Source organism: Virgibacillus sp. GM2-2, assembly GCF_055329585.1.
In genome coordinates this window covers 335,065-354,578 of sequence record NZ_JBUZWC010000001.1, presented here as the reverse complement: position 1 = coordinate 354,578, position 19,514 = coordinate 335,065, and the positions used below count along the sequence as shown (strand labels likewise).

General features: G+C 40.2%; 14 protein-coding genes. All 14 read left to right on the top strand.

The genetic code is table 11. The features are described 5' to 3' along the window. The first annotated feature begins 47 nt into the window (after nt 1-47). Nucleotides 48-875 carry a spermidine synthase gene (speE, locus tag ACY9Z2_RS01545; protein WP_463607836.1) on the top strand — a complete coding sequence of 276 codons (828 nt, stop codon included), beginning with the start codon at nt 48-50 and terminating at the stop codon, nt 873-875. An 11-nt stretch (nt 876-886) separates the two neighbouring features. After that, complete coding sequence (gene speB / locus ACY9Z2_RS01540; protein ID WP_463607835.1) at nt 887-1,759, top strand: agmatinase; 873 nt, start codon at nt 887-889, stop codon at nt 1,757-1,759. A gap of 126 nt (nt 1,760-1,885) precedes the next feature. Then, nucleotides 1,886-2,323, top strand: a complete 438-nt coding sequence (locus ACY9Z2_RS01535; protein WP_463607834.1) for a YwiB family protein — start codon at nt 1,886-1,888, stop codon at nt 2,321-2,323. Continuing rightward, nucleotides 2,320-3,987, top strand: a complete 1,668-nt coding sequence (gene argS / locus ACY9Z2_RS01530) for an arginine--tRNA ligase (RefSeq protein ID WP_463607833.1) — start codon at nt 2,320-2,322, stop codon at nt 3,985-3,987. Before ACY9Z2_RS01535 ends, argS begins: the two co-directional genes overlap by 4 nt. Before the next feature lie 459 nt (nt 3,988-4,446). Beyond that, entirely contained in the window at nt 4,447-6,552 is a 2,106-nt protein-coding gene (locus ACY9Z2_RS01525; RefSeq protein ID WP_463607832.1) for a (Fe-S)-binding protein, read from the top strand. 159 nt (nt 6,553-6,711) lie between these two features. Beyond that, nucleotides 6,712-7,899 (top strand): acetyl-CoA C-acetyltransferase, encoded by a 1,188-nt coding sequence (locus ACY9Z2_RS01520; protein ID WP_463607831.1) that lies wholly within the window; start codon nt 6,712-6,714, stop codon nt 7,897-7,899. Between the two features lie 178 nt (nt 7,900-8,077). Further along, on the top strand, nt 8,078-8,929 hold the full coding sequence (locus tag ACY9Z2_RS01515; protein ID WP_463607830.1) for a 3-hydroxybutyryl-CoA dehydrogenase: 852 nt from the start codon (nt 8,078-8,080) through the stop codon (nt 8,927-8,929). Between the two features lie 239 nt (nt 8,930-9,168). Then, the gene (locus tag ACY9Z2_RS01510; protein WP_463607829.1) at nt 9,169-10,311 is read left to right on the top strand and encodes an acyl-CoA dehydrogenase; all 1,143 of its coding nucleotides are present in this window, start codon (nt 9,169-9,171) and stop codon (nt 10,309-10,311) included. 15 nt (nt 10,312-10,326) lie between these two features. After that, the gene (locus tag ACY9Z2_RS01505; protein ID WP_463607828.1) at nt 10,327-11,466 is read left to right on the top strand and encodes an acyl-CoA dehydrogenase; all 1,140 of its coding nucleotides are present in this window, start codon (nt 10,327-10,329) and stop codon (nt 11,464-11,466) included. A 346-nt stretch (nt 11,467-11,812) separates the two neighbouring features. Beyond that, nucleotides 11,813-12,748, top strand: coding sequence for a methylmalonyl Co-A mutase-associated GTPase MeaB (gene meaB / locus ACY9Z2_RS01500; RefSeq protein WP_463607827.1), 936 nt, complete (start codon nt 11,813-11,815; stop codon nt 12,746-12,748). Continuing rightward, nucleotides 12,749-13,384 (top strand): TetR/AcrR family transcriptional regulator, encoded by a 636-nt coding sequence (locus tag ACY9Z2_RS01495; RefSeq protein WP_463607826.1) that lies wholly within the window; start codon nt 12,749-12,751, stop codon nt 13,382-13,384. 15 nt (nt 13,385-13,399) lie between these two features. Beyond that, the gene (gene icmF / locus ACY9Z2_RS01490) at nt 13,400-16,642 is read left to right on the top strand and encodes a fused isobutyryl-CoA mutase/GTPase IcmF (RefSeq protein WP_463607825.1); all 3,243 of its coding nucleotides are present in this window, start codon (nt 13,400-13,402) and stop codon (nt 16,640-16,642) included. A gap of 528 nt (nt 16,643-17,170) precedes the next feature. Beyond that, nucleotides 17,171-17,692, top strand: coding sequence for a DNA-directed RNA polymerase subunit delta (gene rpoE, locus ACY9Z2_RS01485; RefSeq protein WP_463607824.1), 522 nt, complete (start codon nt 17,171-17,173; stop codon nt 17,690-17,692). Nucleotides 17,693-17,905: 213 nt separating this feature from the next. After that, nucleotides 17,906-19,507: a CTP synthase gene (gene pyrG, locus ACY9Z2_RS01480; protein ID WP_463607823.1), complete on the top strand. Its 1,602-nt coding sequence runs from the start codon at nt 17,906-17,908 to the stop codon at nt 19,505-19,507. The last annotated feature ends 7 nt before the right edge of the window (nt 19,508-19,514 follow it).

Below are 19,514 nucleotides of genomic sequence, written 5' to 3'. Positions count from 1 at the left end.
TAACTATAATTTTATTGTTTTATGGAAGAGAAAAAGGAGATGTATCGATGGCAATTTGGTTCACAGAAAAACAAACAGCTAACTTTGGAATAACTGCAAAAATTAACGAGACGTTAGCAGCTTTAAAAACAGATTTTCAAGATTTACAGATGCTAAATACAGAAGAATGGGGCAATATGCTCGTTTTAGATGATATGGTCATGACGACGGAAAAAGATGAATTTGTGTATCATGAAATGGTTGCACACGTACCTTTATTCACCCATCCTAATCCGAAAAGAGTATTGGTTGTCGGAGGCGGAGACGGTGGTGTGATTCGTGAAGTAATGAAACATGATTCTGTTGAGAAGGCAACACTAGTTGATATCGACGGGAAGGTTATCGAATACTCGAAAAAATTCCTACCATCTATAGCAGGTTCACTTGATGACCCTCGTGTAGAAGTATTGGTGGATGATGGATTTATGTACATTGCAAAAAGTGAACGTGAATTTGATGTAATTATGGTTGATTCTACTGAGCCAGTAGGACCAGCAGTAAATTTATTTTCCCAAGGTTTTTACGCAGGGATTTCTCGTGCGCTAAAGGATGATGGGATTTTTGTGGCACAAACAGATAACCCTTGGTTCAAGGCTGATCTAATTCATCAGGTGTATCATGATGTGAAGGAAATTTTCCCAGTAACAAAGCTCTATACAGCAAACATCCCAACGTATCCAAGTGGATTATGGACGTTTACGATGGGTAGTAAGATTCATAATCCGTTAAAAGTGAAGGAAGAGCGTTTCACGGAGATTGAAACAAAGTATTATACACCAGAGCTTCATTTTGCTGCATTTGCACTACCGAAGTTCGTAAAAGATTTGACCGAATAGGAGGGGTGACCATGCGATTTGATGAAGCATATTCAGGAAAAGTTTTTATCATGTCACGTGACAATTTTGACGAAGCAAAGGCGGTAATTTACGGAATGCCGATGGATTGGACCGTGAGCTTTCGACCTGGATCACGTTTTGGACCAGGAAGAATTCGCGAAGCATCGATTGGACTAGAGGAATATAGCCCATATATGGACAAGCATTTGGAAGAGGTTTCGTATTTTGATGCAGGTGATATTCCATTGCCATTTGGAAATGCCGAACGTAGCCTTGGAATGATTGAAGAATATATTGATAAGCTATTAGACGATGGAAAATTTCCGCTTGGGCTTGGTGGGGAGCATTTAGTAACATGGCCAGTTATCCAAGCGATGCACCGGAAATATCCAGATATGGCATTTATCCATATTGACGCACACGCTGATTTACGTGAGGAATATGAGGGGGAAGTTTTATCCCATTCAACACCTGTACGTAAAGTTTGTGATTTAATTGGTGCTGGAAACGTGTACTCTTTCGGAATTCGTTCCGGTATGCGAGAAGAATTTCAATTTGCTAAGGAAAGCGGTATGCACATGTCTAAATTTCATGTTGCCGAACCGTTAAGAAAAGTGTTACCTAAGTTAGCTGGCCGCAAGGTGTATGTGACGATTGATATCGATGTCTTAGATCCAGCCTTCGCTCCTGGTACAGGTACGGCAGAAGCGGGTGGTATATCCTCAGGCGAACTATTGGAGGCAATTCAATTAATTGCACAATCAGACATTGACGTCATTGGGGCTGATCTAGTAGAAGTCGCACCCGCTTATGACCCATCCGACCAAACAGCAATCGCAGCAAGTAAATTTGTTCGGGAGATGTTGTTGGGCTGGGTGAAATAAATGTTTGATCACTCACCTTTCACAAGGTGGGTGATTTTTTTACAGGAAAAATTCATCCTTTTATTGATATCCCCCTTCATTCAACGGTATAATAGGAAATTATACAAATGATTCAGAGGCGATATAATGGAAACAAACCACCAGTCAGTATCAGGGACACTGGAAATGGAAATTATGGATGATGGGGAAACGGAACAAACAGTCACGCACTATAAGGGTGATTTTTTTAATCGAAAAAACATACACGTGATTACATTTCAGGAAGAAAACGAAGAGGGACTTTCGATTAAAACGTTAATCACGATTCAAGACGAAAAAGTAAGCATTAAACGTACTGGTGATATCGCAATGCACCAACAGTTCCGATTGAATCGAACAACAGAAAATGTTTATAAGCACCCACATGTGAACATACATATGGAAACATACACACACAAGCTTGCATACCAAGCGTTAACAAGCTCTAGCATGGGACAGTTGGCCATTACATATTCAGTAAAATTAAACGGCCAAGACGAACGCAACCATCAATTAACGCTAACAATTAAGGAGGACTCCGAATGAATATACTTGCACAAACTGAAGAAACGTTAAAACAGGAAATAGCAGATGCCGTTATCAAGGCTGAACTTGCGTCTGAAAGTGAACTGCCTGCCATCATTTTGGAAAAACCAAAGGATAAAGCCCATGGTGATTTTGCCTCAAATATTGCGATGCAACTTGCCCGCATTGCGAAAAAGGCACCACGTCAAATAGCTGACGACATTGTTGCAAACCTTGACAATACGAAAGCATCGATTGAAAAAGTTGAAATTGCAGGACCTGGATTCATTAATTTTTTCATGAAAAATGACTATTTAGGTGAGCTCGTTTCAACGATCTTGGATGCTGGTGTTGATTACGGAAAAACAGAAACTGGTAAAGGTGAAAAAATTCAGGTAGAGTTCGTTTCCGTAAATCCAACAGGCGACTTGCATTTAGGTCATGCTCGCGGAGCTGCATTCGGAGATGTGCTTTGTAATGTTTTTGATGCTGCGGGATTTGCTGTCGAACGGGAATATTATATTAATGATGCTGGAAACCAAATTAATAACCTAGCGATTTCTATTGAAACACGGTACTTACAGGCGCTTGGTAAAGATGTCGAAATGCCTGAAGATGCTTATCATGGGGCAGATATTATCGGAATTGGTAAGAAATTAGCTGAGGAAACTGGCGATAAATGGGCGAACGTTGAACGCGAGGAACGTCTTTCTTACTTTAAGAAATACGGTCTTGATTACGAAATTGGCAAAATTAAAGAAGACCTCGCTGATTTCCGTGTTGAATTCGATAACTGGTTCTCGGAAACGTCATTATACACAGAAAACAAGGTAGAAAAAGCACTGGAAATTTTGAAAGAAGCGGGTTACACCTATGAAAAAGATGGGGCAACGTGGTTCCGTTCAACCAATTTTGGTGACGATAAAGATCGCGTAATCATTAAACAGGATGGTAGCTTCACATACTTGACGCCAGATATCGCTTATCACAAAGATAAATTTGATCGCGGGTACGACAAAGTAATTAACGTGTGGGGCGCTGATCACCATGGTTACATTCCGCGAATGCAAGCAGCAATTCAAGCACTTGGCTACAACAAGAATGATTTTGAAGTGAAAACAATTCAAATGGTAGCCCTTTTTGAAAATGGCGAAAAAGTCAAAATGAGCAAACGTACAGGTAAAGCAGTTGCATTGCGTGAGCTGATGGAGGAAGTTGGCAAAGATGCAGTGCGTTACTTTTTCGTAACACGGTCGAACGATTCGCAATTAGACTTTGATATGGATCTTGCGCGTTCAGAGTCAAATGAAAATCCAGTTTACTACGTTCAATATGCGCACGCACGGATTTGTACGATGCTGAAGCAAGCAGAAGAAAAAGGAATGGCGATTGGAGAAGGCTTCGATGCTACATTATTAGTTGCTGAAAAAGAAGCGGATCTATTGAAGAAACTAGGTGAATTCCCGCAAACAGTCGCAGATGCAGCGGTGAAACGTACACCGCATAAAGTGACCCAATACGTTTTTGATTTAGCCTCATTACTGCATAGCTTTTATAACGCGGAGAAAGTGTTTAGCGATGATCAAGAATTAACGAAAGCACGGCTAGCATTGATGGAAGCAGTTAAAACTACAATTGCAAACGGTTTAAAATTGATTGGCGTAACTGCGCCGGAGAAAATGTAGTGGATTTGAGAAGGGCACTCGTTGTGGTGCCCTTTTAAATTCACCTATAACGAAATGATATCTGAATTGATTTATCGGACACAGGATCCTCTATTCACTTAAAAAACAGCATTTTGAGCACTCTATCGGACTCCAGGTACCTTATTTCACAGAAATCACATAAAATAACCGCGATCCAGCCAAATAAGGGATCTCCTGTCCGCTAAATCCATAAATACTTGTAATAATGGCAAATAGCGGATCCTGTGTCCGCAATCATATTCAACCAACCAAATTCCCGGGAATTAGTCGTGGAAATTAGTACAATTCTACATATTTCGCTAAAATTTTGTTGACTGAATGATCATTCATGTTTAAACTAAAACATATAGTTCTATAAAAGTAGGATTCATTTCATTCTATAAATTAATGCAATCGCTATCATTTTTCAGTATACTAGACTTAAAGGGGGAGCGGATAGTGGATACATTTTTACTTATTAATTTGGTTGCTTTTATAGCAATTGTCATCTATGGCCTGTATTTATTCGCTAGAGTAGTAGCTACACGTGTAGCATACATTAAGCTTGGAAAGAAGTCGGAGTTTGATCGAGACTTTAAAGAACGCTTTCGACGGATCGGAAAAATTGTTTTCGGCCAATCGAAGCTTTTAAAGGATAAAAAATCTGGAACCATTCATGTAATGATGTTCTACGGTTTCTTACTCGTCCAATTTGGTGCAATAGACATGTTTGTGAAAGGGCTTGCACCGGGGAATCACTTGCCATTTGGACCTTTATATTCGGCATTCACATTCTTCCAGGAATTAGTGACATTAATGATTCTCGTTGCAGTAGTATGGGCGTTTCATCGCCGCTACGTGGAAAAAATCGTTCGATTAAAACGAGGATTTAAAGCTGGATTAGTGTTAATTTTTATTGGTACATTAATGCTTTCGGTATTATTCGGAAACGGAATGGCGCTCATTTGGCATGGCGAAGAGCTTGGATGGAGTGAGCCAGTTGCAAGTCTTATTGCGGCAGCATTCAGTTGGCTAAGCCCGACAGTCGCAATGGTATTATTCTACGTATTTTGGTGGATACACACGATTACGATTCTGTCGTTTTTAGTATACGTACCACAATCCAAACACGCGCATTTAATTGCAGCTCCTATTAACGTATTTTTGAGCAAACGTGTTCCTGGTAAATTGAAGAAACTAGGTTTTGAGATTGATGAAGATGGGGAAGAAGAAGAAGAGGACATTTCATTCGGAGTCGGAAAAGTAGAAGACTTTGAGCAACATCAGATGATCGATTTCTACGCATGTGTAGAATGTGGTCGTTGTACAGATGTTTGTCCTGCGTCAGGTTCAGGTAAAATGTTGTCACCAATGGATATCATGGTTAAAGTTCGTGATCATTTAACAGCAAAAGGTGCAGCAATCACTGGGAAATCCCCATGGGTTCCGTCGTATGCATTTGCGGGAACAGCTGGTAATCAGCTTGCAAGTAGCGGGCAGGAAAATTACGTGGACCAGGTGAGCCTAATCGGCGATGTAATTACAGAAGAAGAATTAGGCGGATGTACAACTTGCCGTAACTGTGAGGAAGCTTGTCCAGTTATGAACGAACATGTTGGAACAATTATTGATATGCGCCGTTATTTAGTAATGACAGAAGGTAAAATGGATCAAGATCAACAGCGCGCTGTTATGAACATTGAACGTCAAGGTAACCCTTGGGGATTATCGAAAAAAGACCGTATCAAGTGGCGTGAGTTGGATGAATCTGCTTACATTCCTACTGTTAAAGAATTGAAAAAAGAAGATAAAGAGTTTGATTATCTATTCTGGGTAAGTTCAATGGGTGCATATGATAACCGAAGCCAGAAAATTGCCTTGGCATTTGCGAAGCTAATGAATCAAGCTGGAATAAGCTTTGCGATCTTAGGAAATAAAGAAGCAAACTCAGGAGATACGGCTCGTCGTATCGGGAATGAATTTTTATTCCAGGAAATTGCCGAAAAGAACATTAAAGAATTTGAAAAAAATGGTGTAACAAAGATCGTAACAATCGATCCGCACGCATACAACATTTTCAAAAACGAATATCCTGATTTTGGTTATGAAGCAGAAGTGTATCACCACACGCAAATGTTGTATGACTTAGTAATGAGTGGGCGATTGAAGCCACAAGGTCAGATTAACGAACGCTTAACATACCACGATTCTTGTTATTTAGGTCGGTACAATGGCGTTTATGATCCACCGCGTGAAATCCTTAGAGCGATACCAGGCCTCGAATTAGTCGAGATGGATCGTAGCCGCGAAAACGGCATGTGCTGTGGTGCCGGTGGAGGACTAATGTGGTCTGAGGAAACAACTGGTAACCGTATTAACGTGGCACGTACCGAACAGGCAATGAAGGTTGAACCAACAATGATCTCTAGTGCTTGTCCGTATTGCTTAACCATGATAAGTGATGGTACAAAAGCAAAAGAAGTGGAAGAAGATATCAGTACAATGGACGTGGCTGAAATTCTAGCATTGTCAGTCCTAGTTGAAGAACAAGAGAAAACCGCTTAAAATGATAGAGAGGTAGATTTTACCTCTCTATATTTTAGAATAAAGATTGAGCGAGCGTTCAATCGTGAGAAACCTTGGATTCCACTGGTATGTTTTATTTTTACTAGTGAAAAAAGAAAGCGTTATCAAACTTTTACACATAGAAGGGATGGAGTTTTAATGAGAAAAACTGTTATTGTTTCCGGGGCACGTACACCATTTGGGAAATTCGGTGGAGGATTAAAGCCATTTACTGCTTCACAGCTAGGTGGAAAAGCAATCCGTGCAGCACTTGATCGTGCAGGATTAGATGAAAAAGAAATTGATGAAGTAATTATGGGAACTGTTTTGCAAGGTGGTCAAGGACAAATTCCTTCACGTCAAGCTGCGCGTGAAGCTGGAATTCCTTGGACAGTAAAAACTGAAACAATCAACAAGGTTTGTGCATCTGGATTACGTAGTGTAACACTTGCAGATCAGCTAATTCGTCTAGGTGAAGAAGATGTCATTGTTGCTGGTGGAATGGAAAGCATGAGCAATGCACCATATTTCTTACCAGATGCTCGTTGGGGCAACCGCATGGGCGATAAATCAGTAAAAGATATGATGATTCATGACGGTTTAACGTGCTCATTCCAAGGAGTGCATATGGGTAACTATGGTAACAGCACTGCAACGAAACACGAGCTAACACGTGAGGCACAGGACGAGTGGTCATATCGTTCACATCAACGTGCTGTAAAAGCAATTGAAGAAGGTAAGTTTGCAGAAGAAATCGTTGCACTTGAAGTTCCACAACGTAAAGGAGATCCAATCGTTGTCGATACAGATGAAGCACCTCGAAAAGATACTACCGTCGAGAAGCTGGCAAAATTACGTCCTGCCTTTGACAAAGATGGAACAATCACAGCTGGTAATGCGCCAGGAGTAAACGATGGAGCAGCAGCATTCGTTGTGATGTCTGATGAAAAAGCGGAACAATTAGGTAAAACACCAATGGCTACAGTACTTGGTCATGCTGAAGTAGCAGTTGAAGCACATGACTTTCCTGAAACACCAGGACTTGTTATTAATAAATTGCTAGAAAAAACTGGCTACTCGAAGGATGATATTGATTTATACGAGATCAATGAGGCATTCGCTGCAGTATCACTAGCAAGCGGTAAAATTGCTGACATCGATCCTGAAAAAGTTAATGTTAATGGTGGTGCAGTTGCACTTGGTCATCCTATCGGAGCAAGTGGCGCACGCATTATTTTAACATTAATCCATGAATTAAAACGTCGCGGAGGTGGCCTAGGTATTGCTGCAATTTGTAGTGGTGGCGGTCAAGGTGACGCGGTATTGATTGAAGTTCCAAAGAATTAATATATGTTTTGAACTGGAATGCTGAAATGCCGAACCAGGACAGAAAAATACTGAACAACGCATCAAAAATACCGAACCAAGCATTAAAAATCCTGGACTCAGCATTAAGTTTACTGGACAAGAGACAGCGAACATCAACCCAAATACTAGCAAACTATCAAAATAGGAGGCTTACATCGTGGAAATAAAAAAGGTAATGGTCATTGGCGCAGGTCAAATGGGTGGCGGAATTGCTCAAGTTTGTGCCCAAGCAGGGTTTGACGTGCTATTAAACGATATGAATGAAGAAGCACTAGATACAGGTATGAAACGAATTGAGAAATTACTTACTCGTGCTGTAGAAAAAGAACGTATCAGCGAATCAGATAAAACCGATACATTAAATCGCTTAACACCATCTAGTCATTTAAAGGATGCACATGATTGTGATCTTGTTATCGAAGCGGTTGTCGAAAACATGGATGTGAAAGAAAAAGTGTTTAGCGACTTAGACACTTTTGCGCCGAAGCATGCCATTTTGGCTTCGAATACATCTTCTCTTCCGATAACAGAAATTGCTGCTGTAACAAATCGTCCTGATCAAGTAATCGGCATGCATTTTATGAATCCAGTTCCGGTTATGAAGCTTGTTGAAATCATTCGTGGATTGCAAACGAGCGATGAAACATATCAAGCAATTGAAGATATGACGAAAAAGTTAAGCAAAGTGCCTGTTGAAGTTGAAGATTTTCCAGGCTTTGTTTCCAACCGGATTTTAATGCCAATGATTAACGAAGCGATTTATACGGTTTATGAAGGTGTTTCGTCCGTTGAAGACGTTGATACCGTTATGAAGCTTGGTATGAACCATCCAATGGGGCCACTAACATTAGCTGACTTTATTGGACTTGATACGTGTCTATATATTATGGAAGTTCTTCATGAAGGATTTGGCGACAGTAAATATCGCCCATGCCCACTATTGCGTAAATACGTTAAAGCTGGGTGGCTAGGTAAGAAGAGCGGACGCGGATTTTACCAGTACGACTAAAGCAACTATCATGGGTGGGAAATCGCGCAATAGTTTGTTCGAATCGCGCAACGTATTGCCATATTAGCGCAATAAACAGTTTGTAGCGTGATTTTAAAAAGATATCGCGCTACCTCAATACAATACCGCGCGATATCTACTAGTTAATGCGCGATTTCAATTTGAAGTTGTGCGATTGTGTACAACAATCACCTAAATAACCCAAAAAACGACAACACAACCAGAAAGGAGGCGCATACATGAACATGCATTTTACCGAAGAACAAGAAATGATGCGCAAAATGGTTCGAGATTTTGCACAAAAGGAAGTAGCAAAAGAAGTAGAGCGAATGGAAAATGAGGATCGTCATCCAAAGGAGCTTATTCAAAAAATGGGCGAGCTCGGTTTGATGGGTATTCCTATTTCTGAAGAATACGGTGGAAGCGGGATGGATTTTACATCCTATATCATAGCTATCCATGAAATTTCTAAAGTAAGCGCCGCACTTGGTGTTATTCTATCTGTCCACACTTCTGTTGGGACGAATCCAATTCTTTATTTTGGAACGGAAGAACAGAAAAAGAAGTACTTACCAAAACTCGCATCTGGTGAATATTTAGGTGCGTTTGCATTGACTGAATCTAGTGCTGGCTCTGACGCTGGTAGCTTGAAAACACGAGCGAAGAAAGATGGAGATCATTATATTCTAAATGGTTCAAAAGTATTTATTACAAACGGTGGCGTAGCAGATACATATGTCACCTTTGCGCGTACGAGTGATGAAAAAGGTTCAAAAGGTGTTAGTGCATTTATTATTGAAAAAGATACACCTGGACTTGTAATCGGCAAAACGGAAAAGAAAATGGGGTTACACGGTACAAAAACGGTTGAATTAAATTTTGATCAGTGCAAAATACCGAAAGAACAGCTTCTTGGAAAAGAAGGAGAAGGTTTTAAAATTGCAATGGCTAACTTGAATTTCGGGCGAATCGGTATTGCGGCTCAAGCGTTAGGAATTGGTGAAGCAGCACTCGAGCATGCGCTAAGCTATGCAAAGGAGCGCGAGCAATTTGGCAAACCGATTGCACATAATCAAGGAATATCGTTTAAGCTTGCTAATATGGCAACAGATGTTGAGGCATCCAAATTACTAGTCTATCAAGCGGCTGCGATGGTGCAAGCAAATATTCCTTGCCACAAGCAAGCATCTATGGCTAAACTATATGCTTCGAAAACAGCACGCAAAACGGCAATAGAAGCTGTTCAAGTATATGGTGGATATGGCTACACAGAAGATTACCCGGCAGAGCGCTTTTTCCGTGATGCAAAAATCACTGAGATATATGAAGGAACAAGTGAAATCCAACACATTGTTATAGCAAAAAGTCTTTTAAAAGATTAGGGAGGCAACATTAACATGAATTTTCAACTAACAGAAGAACAAGAAATGCTACGTAAAATGGTCCGTGACTTTACAAAAAAAGAAGTAGAACCTACTGCAGCAGAACGTGATGAAGAAGAACGTTTTGACCGCGAAATTTTTGATAAAATGGCGGAGCTTGGTCTAACTGGTATTCCATGGCCAGAAGAATATGGCGGAATTGGCTCAGATTATGTCAGCTACGTAATCGCTGTTGAAGAACTTTCACGCCTTTGTGCATCAACAGGAGTTACGCTTTCTGCACATATTTCCCTTTGTAGCTGGCCGATTTTCACATACGGTAACGAGGAACAAAAGAAAAATTTCCTAACGCGTTTAGCAACTGGTGAGGCACTTGGCGCGTATGCTTTGTCTGAACCAGGAGCAGGTAGTGACGTAGCTTCCATGCGCACAACTGCTAAAAAAGATGGCGATGACTACATCCTAAACGGAAGTAAAGTTTGGATCACAAACGGTGGCGTAGGTGATATCTATTTAGTTTTTGCAAAAACAGATGTGGACGCGAAGCACAAAGGAATTAGTGCGTTTATCGTAGAAAAAGGGACAGAAGGATTCACGTTTGGTAAAAAAGAAAAGAAACTAGGCATTCGTTCATCCCCTACTACAGAATTAATTTTTGAAAACTGCCGTGTACCGAAAGAAAATATGTTAGGTGCAGAAGGCGAAGGATTTAAAATTGCGATGACGACACTTGACGGTGGGCGTAATGGTATCGCTGCACAAGCACTAGGTATTGCACAAGGTGCTCTAGATGCTGCAGTTGATTATGCAAAAGAGCGTGAGCAATTTGGTAAACCAATTGCACATAACCAAGGAATTTCGTTCAAGCTAGCAGATATGGCGACAGATGTGGAAGCTGCACGTCTATTAACCTATCAAGCAGCATGGTTAGAATCGAATGGCCTTCCATACGGTAAACAATCTGCAATGTCTAAGCTTTTCGCTGGGGACGCAGCTATGCGGATTACCGTTGAAGCGGTTCAAGTATTTGGTGGATATGGATACACGAAAGATTATCCAGTAGAACGCTACATGCGTGATGCAAAAATTACCCAAATCTACGAAGGAACAAACGAAGTTCAACGATTAGTTATTGGAAGAATGCTGACGAAGTAGTTGTAAGAAAAACTGCTGAGAATCTGGCCACCTATATTTAATAGAGCAAGGTGCAGAGTAGTAGTAGTGGACACAGGATCTCTTATTTTTACTTATTAGCCGTATTTCGAGGTTGATAGGACACAGGATGCGTTATCTAGTAGAAAAAGTGTAATTTCGTACTGTTTTTACCCAAATAAGGAATCCTCTGTCCGCGAGTAGACGCATTTGCCTTCATATTGAATGAATAAGGTATCTGGTGTCCGCTTATTTCAACATTCATGACTTTTCCCGCTGAATTTAGCATTTTGCACCTCGAAAATTAGCAAAAAAAGTGTCACTCACGTAGCAAGAAAGGATGTACCCTATGCACAATCTAGTAGAACGGATGAAGCAACAGGATATTCGCGCGCTCGCAAAAGCTATCACCTTGGTAGAAAATGATGATTCAGAAAAATTATCCCTTCTAAGTGATATTTTTGCGATGGAAAAGCATGCGCTTCATGTTGGGATTACCGGTTCCCCCGGTGCTGGAAAAAGCTCACTGGTAAATCGATTAATCTCGCATATCCGAGCAGAAGGGAAAACGGTTGCTGTAATCGCAGTCGATCCGACTAGTCCGTTCTCTGGAGGTGCGTTACTCGGGGATCGTGTTCGCATGAATGAGCACTTTACCGATGAGGGCGTTTATATCAGGAGTATGGCGACGCGTGGCAGCTTAGGTGGTCTTTCTCGTGCTACAAAAGATGCACTTCGAATTTGTGACGCATATGGTTTTGATGTGGTAATCGTAGAAACTGTAGGTGTCGGTCAATCAGAACTCGATATTATGAAGGTTGTCGACTCAACTGCGCTTGTGCTTACACCAAATAGCGGCGACGTCCTGCAAATTTTCAAGGCTGGCATTATGGAAATTGCTGATTTGTTTGTTATTAACAAGGGGGATCTACCTGGTTACGGCAAGCTAAAAGCCCTACTAAAAGAACTTGTCATGATGACGGCAACACATAATCATGAAACAGCAATTATTAAAACGATCAGTACCGAAAATAAAGGCATTGATAAGCTATGGAAAAAGATCAATGAACACCACGAATTTTTATATGAAACAGACGAAGGTATAAAACGACGCACAGAACAACAAAAGCTAGAAGTATATGAACTCGTCCGTGAGGAAATTTGGCGAGATGTAAAAGGGTTTATCGATGAGCATGCTGAAACCGCACCAATTCAAGCGGATAGTGATCCATACCAGCAGGCAATCGAGTGGTTTCAAAAATGGAAAAAGGAAGGGGTACACTAAATGACCCAAAAACAAGTCCTTTCTTCTGTGAAAGATCAAAGCTTAGTTGAAAAAAGGCGAAACCAAATGATTAAAGGCGCAATTTCCTTGTTTAAAGAAAAAGGGTTTCACCGGACGACGACCCGTGAAATTGCTAAGGAATCCGGCTTTAGTATTGGTACGCTTTATGAATATATTCGGACCAAGGAGGATGTCCTCTTTCTTGTCTGTGATGCGATTTATCACCAAGTACGCGAGCGACTTGAAGCGACGATTGACCTGGATGATCCATCTATTGACAGCTTCATTAATGTGGTGAAGTCCTATTTTCAATTGATGGATGAAATGCAGGAAGAGGTTGTCATCATGTATCAAGAAGTGAAATCGCTTGAAAAAGATACAAAAGAATATGTTTTGCAAAAGGAACGCGATATGGTTGGAATGCTTGAACGCGTAATCGTTACGTGTTTGCCGCAGTCCGTATCGGAGCAAGATGCAAAACTTTTAGCAAATAACATATTTATTCAAGGACAAATGTGGGGTTTCAGACGTTGGATGCTTCAGAAGCAATTTACATTAAATGAATATGTTGATCGTCAAATACATTACCTGTTGCAAGGTCTTAACGTAACGAACAAAGTTATTCCGAATAATTAGTTAGGAGGCTTGATGATGGAACAAGTAGAAGTTTATAAACCGACTAATCCCGTGCGATTTGTCACAGCATCTAGTCTGTTTGATGGCCATGATGCATCTATTAACATCATGCGAAGAATTTTACAGGCAAGCGGTGCTGAGGTTATCCATTTAGGTCATAACCGTTCTGTTGAAGAAGTGGTGCATGCAGCTATTCAAGAGGATGCACAAGGAATTGCTATTTCATCTTACCAAGGTGGACACGTTGAATATTTTAAATACATGGTCGATTTACTAAAAGAACTCGGTGCTGACCATATTAATGTCTATGGTGGCGGTGGTGGGGTAATTATCCCGCGTGAAATAAAAGAACTTCACGAATACGGTGTTGCTTGGATTTTTTCACCAGAAGATGGGCGTAAATACGGACTGCAAGGCATGATTAATCGCATGCTGGAACAGTGCGATTTCATTCCACCAATTGATGTGAAAAAAGATCAAGAAAACCTAATTAACGGTGAGCGTCAGGCGATGGCGCGTTTTATCACATACATGGAAAACACGGAAGTAAGTGACGAAGACAAACAAAAAGTTCTTACATCCCTTAAAGAGAAAACGTCGTTTAATACGCCTGTTTTAGGTATTACCGGTACTGGTGGAGCTGGTAAAAGCTCGCTAACGGATGAATTGATTCGTCGCTTTATTAATGAAATTCCGGAGAAAAAAATTGCGGTCATTTCAATTGATCCAACCAAAAAGAAAACCGGTGGAGCATTACTAGGTGATCGTATTCGCATGAATGCAATTTTCACAGACCGTGTGTACATGCGCTCACTTGCAACGCGTGATTCAAGAAGCGAGCTATCAAAAGCGATACAGGATGTTATTTCTGTTGTTCGTGCTTCCGGATATGACTTCATTATTGTAGAAACAAGTGGAATCGGGCAAGGTGATGCAGCAATTACGGAAATCACGGACCTGTCCATGTATGTCATGACAGCAGAATTTGGTGCTCCGTCACAGCTTGAAAAAATCGATATGATTGATTTTGCTGATTTCATCGTTATTAATAAATTTGAACAAAAAGGATCTGAGGATGCATTAAATCAGGTGCGTAAGCAATATGAGCGTAGCCATATGCTATTCCATCAGGATAAAACCAAGTTCCCTATTTTTGGAACAATTGCGAGCCAATTTAACGATGCTGGGACAAATGCTCTTTTTGCATCTTTAATCGATACATTGGATGAGAAGTTTGACTGGAGCAATGAAATTGGGTTTGACCGTAATATTATTGCTGAAAAACAAAATATGATCATCACAAACGAACGCCGTCATTATTTACGTGAAATTGGTACGTATGTCCGCAATTATCATGAAAAGGCTGAGAAGCAAGGTGAGATTGCCCGTAAATTGTATCAATTAAACGGTGTAAAAGAGACAATTGGCGATGAAAGCGTAGTTAAAACGATTGATGAAACAATTGAATCTTACGAAGAGAAGCTTGATCCTGCATCGAAAAAATTGCTTGATAAATGGGATGAGACAAAGGAAAGTTATGCTCAAGATACGATGACCTTTAAAGTTCGAGACAAAGAAATTAAAATGGATATTTCGACTGAATCACTTTCAGGTCTAAAGATTCCAAAGGTCGCATTCCCACGTTTCACTGACTGGGGCGAGCGCATTACTTGGATGATGAAGGAAAACGTTCCTGGCGCATTTCCATTTACAGCTGGAGTTTTCCCGTTTAAGCGTAAAGGGGAAGATCCGACACGTATGTTTGCTGGTGAAGGAACTCCAGAACGGACGAATCGTCGCTTCCATTATCTTTCTAAAGATAGCGATGCGAAACGTTTATCCACTGCTTTCGACTCGGTGACATTATATGGGGAAGATCCAGCACACCGTCCAGATATTTACGGTAAGGTTGGAGAGAGTGGTGTGAGCATTTGTACGCTTGAGGATATGAAAAAGCTGTACGATGGCTTTGATTTAACCAACCCGATGACATCGGTATCGATGACGATTAACGGCCCAGCGCCAATTATTTTGGCAATGTTTTTCAACACGGCGATTGACCAGCAAATTGAAAAATTCATCAAAGAAAATGATCGTGAACCTAATGTAGAAGAATACGAGCAATTAAAAGATGAAACATTAAAAGTTGTTCGCGGTACAGTTCAAGCGGATATTTTAAAAGAAGATCAAGGGCAAAACACTTGTATTTTCTCAACCGAATTTGCGCTACGTATGATGGGGGATATTCAACAATACTTCATCGACAAAGAAGTGCGTAACTACTATTCGGTATCCATTTCTGGTTATCATATTGCAGAAGCTGGTGCAAACCCAATTACCCAGCTGGCATTTACACTAGCGAACGGCTTCACTTATGTAGAATACTACTTGAGCCGTGGCATGGATATTAACAAATTTGCGCCAAACTTATCGTTCTTCTTCTCTAATGGACTGGATCCAGAATATACGGTAATTGGTCGTGTAGCACGCCGTATTTGGGCGATTACCATGCGTGATAAGTATGGTGCAAACGAACGAAGCCAGAAGTTGAAGTATCATATTCAAACGTCTGGACGTTCCTTACACGCACAGGAAATTGATTTTAACGATATTCGTACAACATTGCAGGCATTACTTGCGATTCAAGATAACTGTAATTCATTGCATACGAACTCGTACGATGAAGCAATTACAACTCCGACAGAAGAATCTGTACGACGCGCTATGGCAATTCAAATGATCATTAACAAAGAATTCGGTTTGACAAAAAATGAGAATTCCCTACAAGGATCATTTATTGTCGATGAGTTAACAGATCTTGTCGAAGAAGCAGTACTACAGGAATTCGAAAAAATGAACGACCGTGGTGGCGTACTTGGTGCAATGGAACGTCAATACCAACGCGGAAAAATTCAAGAAGAATCACTTTACTATGAAGGCAAGAAACACTCTGGTGAACTGCCAATTATTGGGGTAAATACGTACTTGAATCCAAAACCAGCTTCAGAAGATGATATCGACTCGATGGAACTAGCTCGTGCATCAAAAGAAGAAAAAGAACATCAAATTAGCGAATTGCACAAGTTCCAAGAGAAAAATGAGGCAGATACAGAAGCAGCTTTAACTCGCTTGAAAGAAGTTGCTGCAAGCGGCGGTAATATATTTGTAGAATTAATGGAGACCGTAAAAGTAGCAAGCCTTGGCCAAATTACCAACGCACTCTACGAAGTCGGCGGACAGTATAGAAGGAATATGTAGGTAGAAAAGCGGAGGCGACTGGTTATCGTCGTACAGATAGATGGGCAGGTGAAAAGTAGGGTGAACTTTCCCTACGTTCATCCTGACCAACTATCTGATAGGCGATAGGAGCAGCAGCTAGACAAAGGAAAACGAAGTGTGCTGATCAGCGGAGGCGACTACTCAACGCACTATGTGTTGGTAATCGCTGATATATTATTTGTTTTCACTGATAAAATAGAAAAACCGCTGATAAAAACAAAAAAGTTGCTGATAAAACAAAAAAGTCACTGATATCTAGAGATAATCGCTGATATTCCATGACATTACGCCATTCTCGAAGCTTGTCAGCAGACATGAGTAATAGCAAAATCTGAAAAGTTGAGAAAATCATATGTATTTTCTCAACTTTTTTGTTGATTATGCTAGCATATTTGCTATAGATTTGTTTATAATGTATGGTATGTTATTGGCGTTAAGGAAATTTTTATATAAAGGGAGTGCATTACCGTGAGCTTGAAAAAATACAGCCACGAGGAAATCTCGAGAATGTCTATGATTGAAATTGCTAATGTAATTTTAGAAGACAGTAAGAAAGCAATTGATTTTCGGGAAATATTCCAACAAATTGCTGAGATAAAAGGATTTTCGGACGAAGAGAAAGAGAAATATATTACACAGTTCTATACAGATTTAAATATTGATGGTCGTTTTATGACTACCGGTTCTAACCTTTGGGGATTAAAGCGCTGGTATCCAGTTGAACAGCGTGATGAGGAAATTACAAACACTCCAAAGAAGAAGAAAAAGACGAAGAAAAAAGCAACGAAAAAAGATGATTTCGATGACGAAGAAGATGATAATGAAGATGAACTGGATATTGTTGACGATGATATCGACGAACTAGCTGATGATTTGGATAATGATGATGACGAAGACTACGACATCGATGACGATGATGATTATAGTGACGATGACGATTATGATGACGAAGATGATGATGACTTTGACGACGAAGATGACGAGTCGTTAGATGATGAAGAAGACAGTGACGACGAAGATCAAAAGTAACGAAAAGTAGCTTGACTTTTTCAGCCCGTATGCTAATATTTTTATTGGGCTCTTTAAATTTACATTTACAAAGCGTTCCCCCTAATCAGTGGGGGAGCGCTTTTCTTATTTTCTGAGAAGGATTCTAGCAAAAATTATTCTTACGATAAGAGCTTATAAGAAATAATATCTCCAATTTATGAAATGATAAGGATATAGAAAGAGGGATGCAACGTGACAAAGTACATTTTTGTAACAGGCGGTGTGGTGTCATCGCTAGGCAAAGGAATTACAGCAGCTTCTTTAGGCCGCCTACTAAAAAACCGCGGACTAAAGGTAACAATTCAAAAATTTGATCCATACATTAACGTTGACCCTGGAACGATGAGTCCGTATCAACATGGTGAAGTTTTTGTAACGGAAGATGGAGCTGAAACAGACCTTGACCTAGGTCATTATGAACGTTTCATCGACATCAATTTAAATAAGTACAGCAATATTACAACTGGTAAAGTATATTCCAGTGTAATTAAAAAAGAGCGTCGCGGCGATTATTTAGGAGGAACTGTTCAGGTTATTCCTCATATTACGAATGAAATTAAAGAGCAAGTTTATCGCGCGGGCCAAGCAACGAAAGCTGACGTCGTGATCACAGAAATTGGTGGTACAGTTGGTGATATCGAATCACTTCCATTTTTAGAAGCAATTCGTCAAATTAAAAGTGATATCGGGCGAGAACATGTTATGTACATTCACTGTACGCTTGTTCCATACATCAAAGCTGCTGGTGAAATGAAAACAAAGCCGACCCAGCACAGTGTGAAGGAATTGCGTTCACTTGGTATTCAGCCTGATGCGATTGTATTACGAACAGAATTGCCAATTAGTAAAGATATGAAGGAAAAAATTGCGTTATTCTGTGATATTAATGAAAAAGCAGTTATTGAAATGCGCGATGCAGACGTTCTGTATCAGGTGCCAATTGCATTGCAGGAGCAGAATCTTGATCAACTAGCTTGTGACCATTTCGGCTTATCTTGTGATACAGCAGATATGGAAGAGTGGAAACTGTTGGTAAATAAAGTTCGTCATTTATCAAAAACAGTTACGATTGGTCTAGTTGGAAAATATGTAGAATTACCTGACGCATATTTATCTGTTGTCGAAGCCTTAAAACACGCTGGTTATCCGTATGACACGGATGTCACTGTTCACTGGATTAATGCAGAAAAACTAGATAAAGAAACGATTAAGCATGAACTGTCACGTGTTGATGGGATCCTAGTACCAGGTGGATTTGGAGATCGCGGAATTGAAGGAAAGATTGAAGCAATTCGTTATGCTCGTGAAAATAAAATACCTTTCTTTGGTATCTGTTTAGGAATGCAGCTTGCAACAGTTGAATTTGCGAGAAACGTGCTTCAATTAGAAGGCGCACATTCTGCTGAAATTGATCCAAGCACGCCATATCCAATTATTGATTTACTACCTGAACAAAAAAATATATCTGATCTCGGTGGTACGTTACGACTGGGTATTTATCCTTGTAAATTACAAGATGGAACAAAAACAAAAGAAGCGTATGATAACGAAGAGTTGGTTTATGAACGACATCGTCATCGCTTTGAATTCAACAACGAATATCGGGAGCAAATGGAGAATAACGGGTTTATTTTTTCTGGTACTAGCCCAGATGGTCGCTTAATTGAAACAATTGAAATTACGGATCACCCGTGGTTTATTGCTTGCCAATTTCATCCAGAATTCAAATCACGCCCAACCAATCCACAAGCCTTATTTAAAGGTTTTATAGGGGCTGTAGTCGGGAATAAGTAAAAAGTGC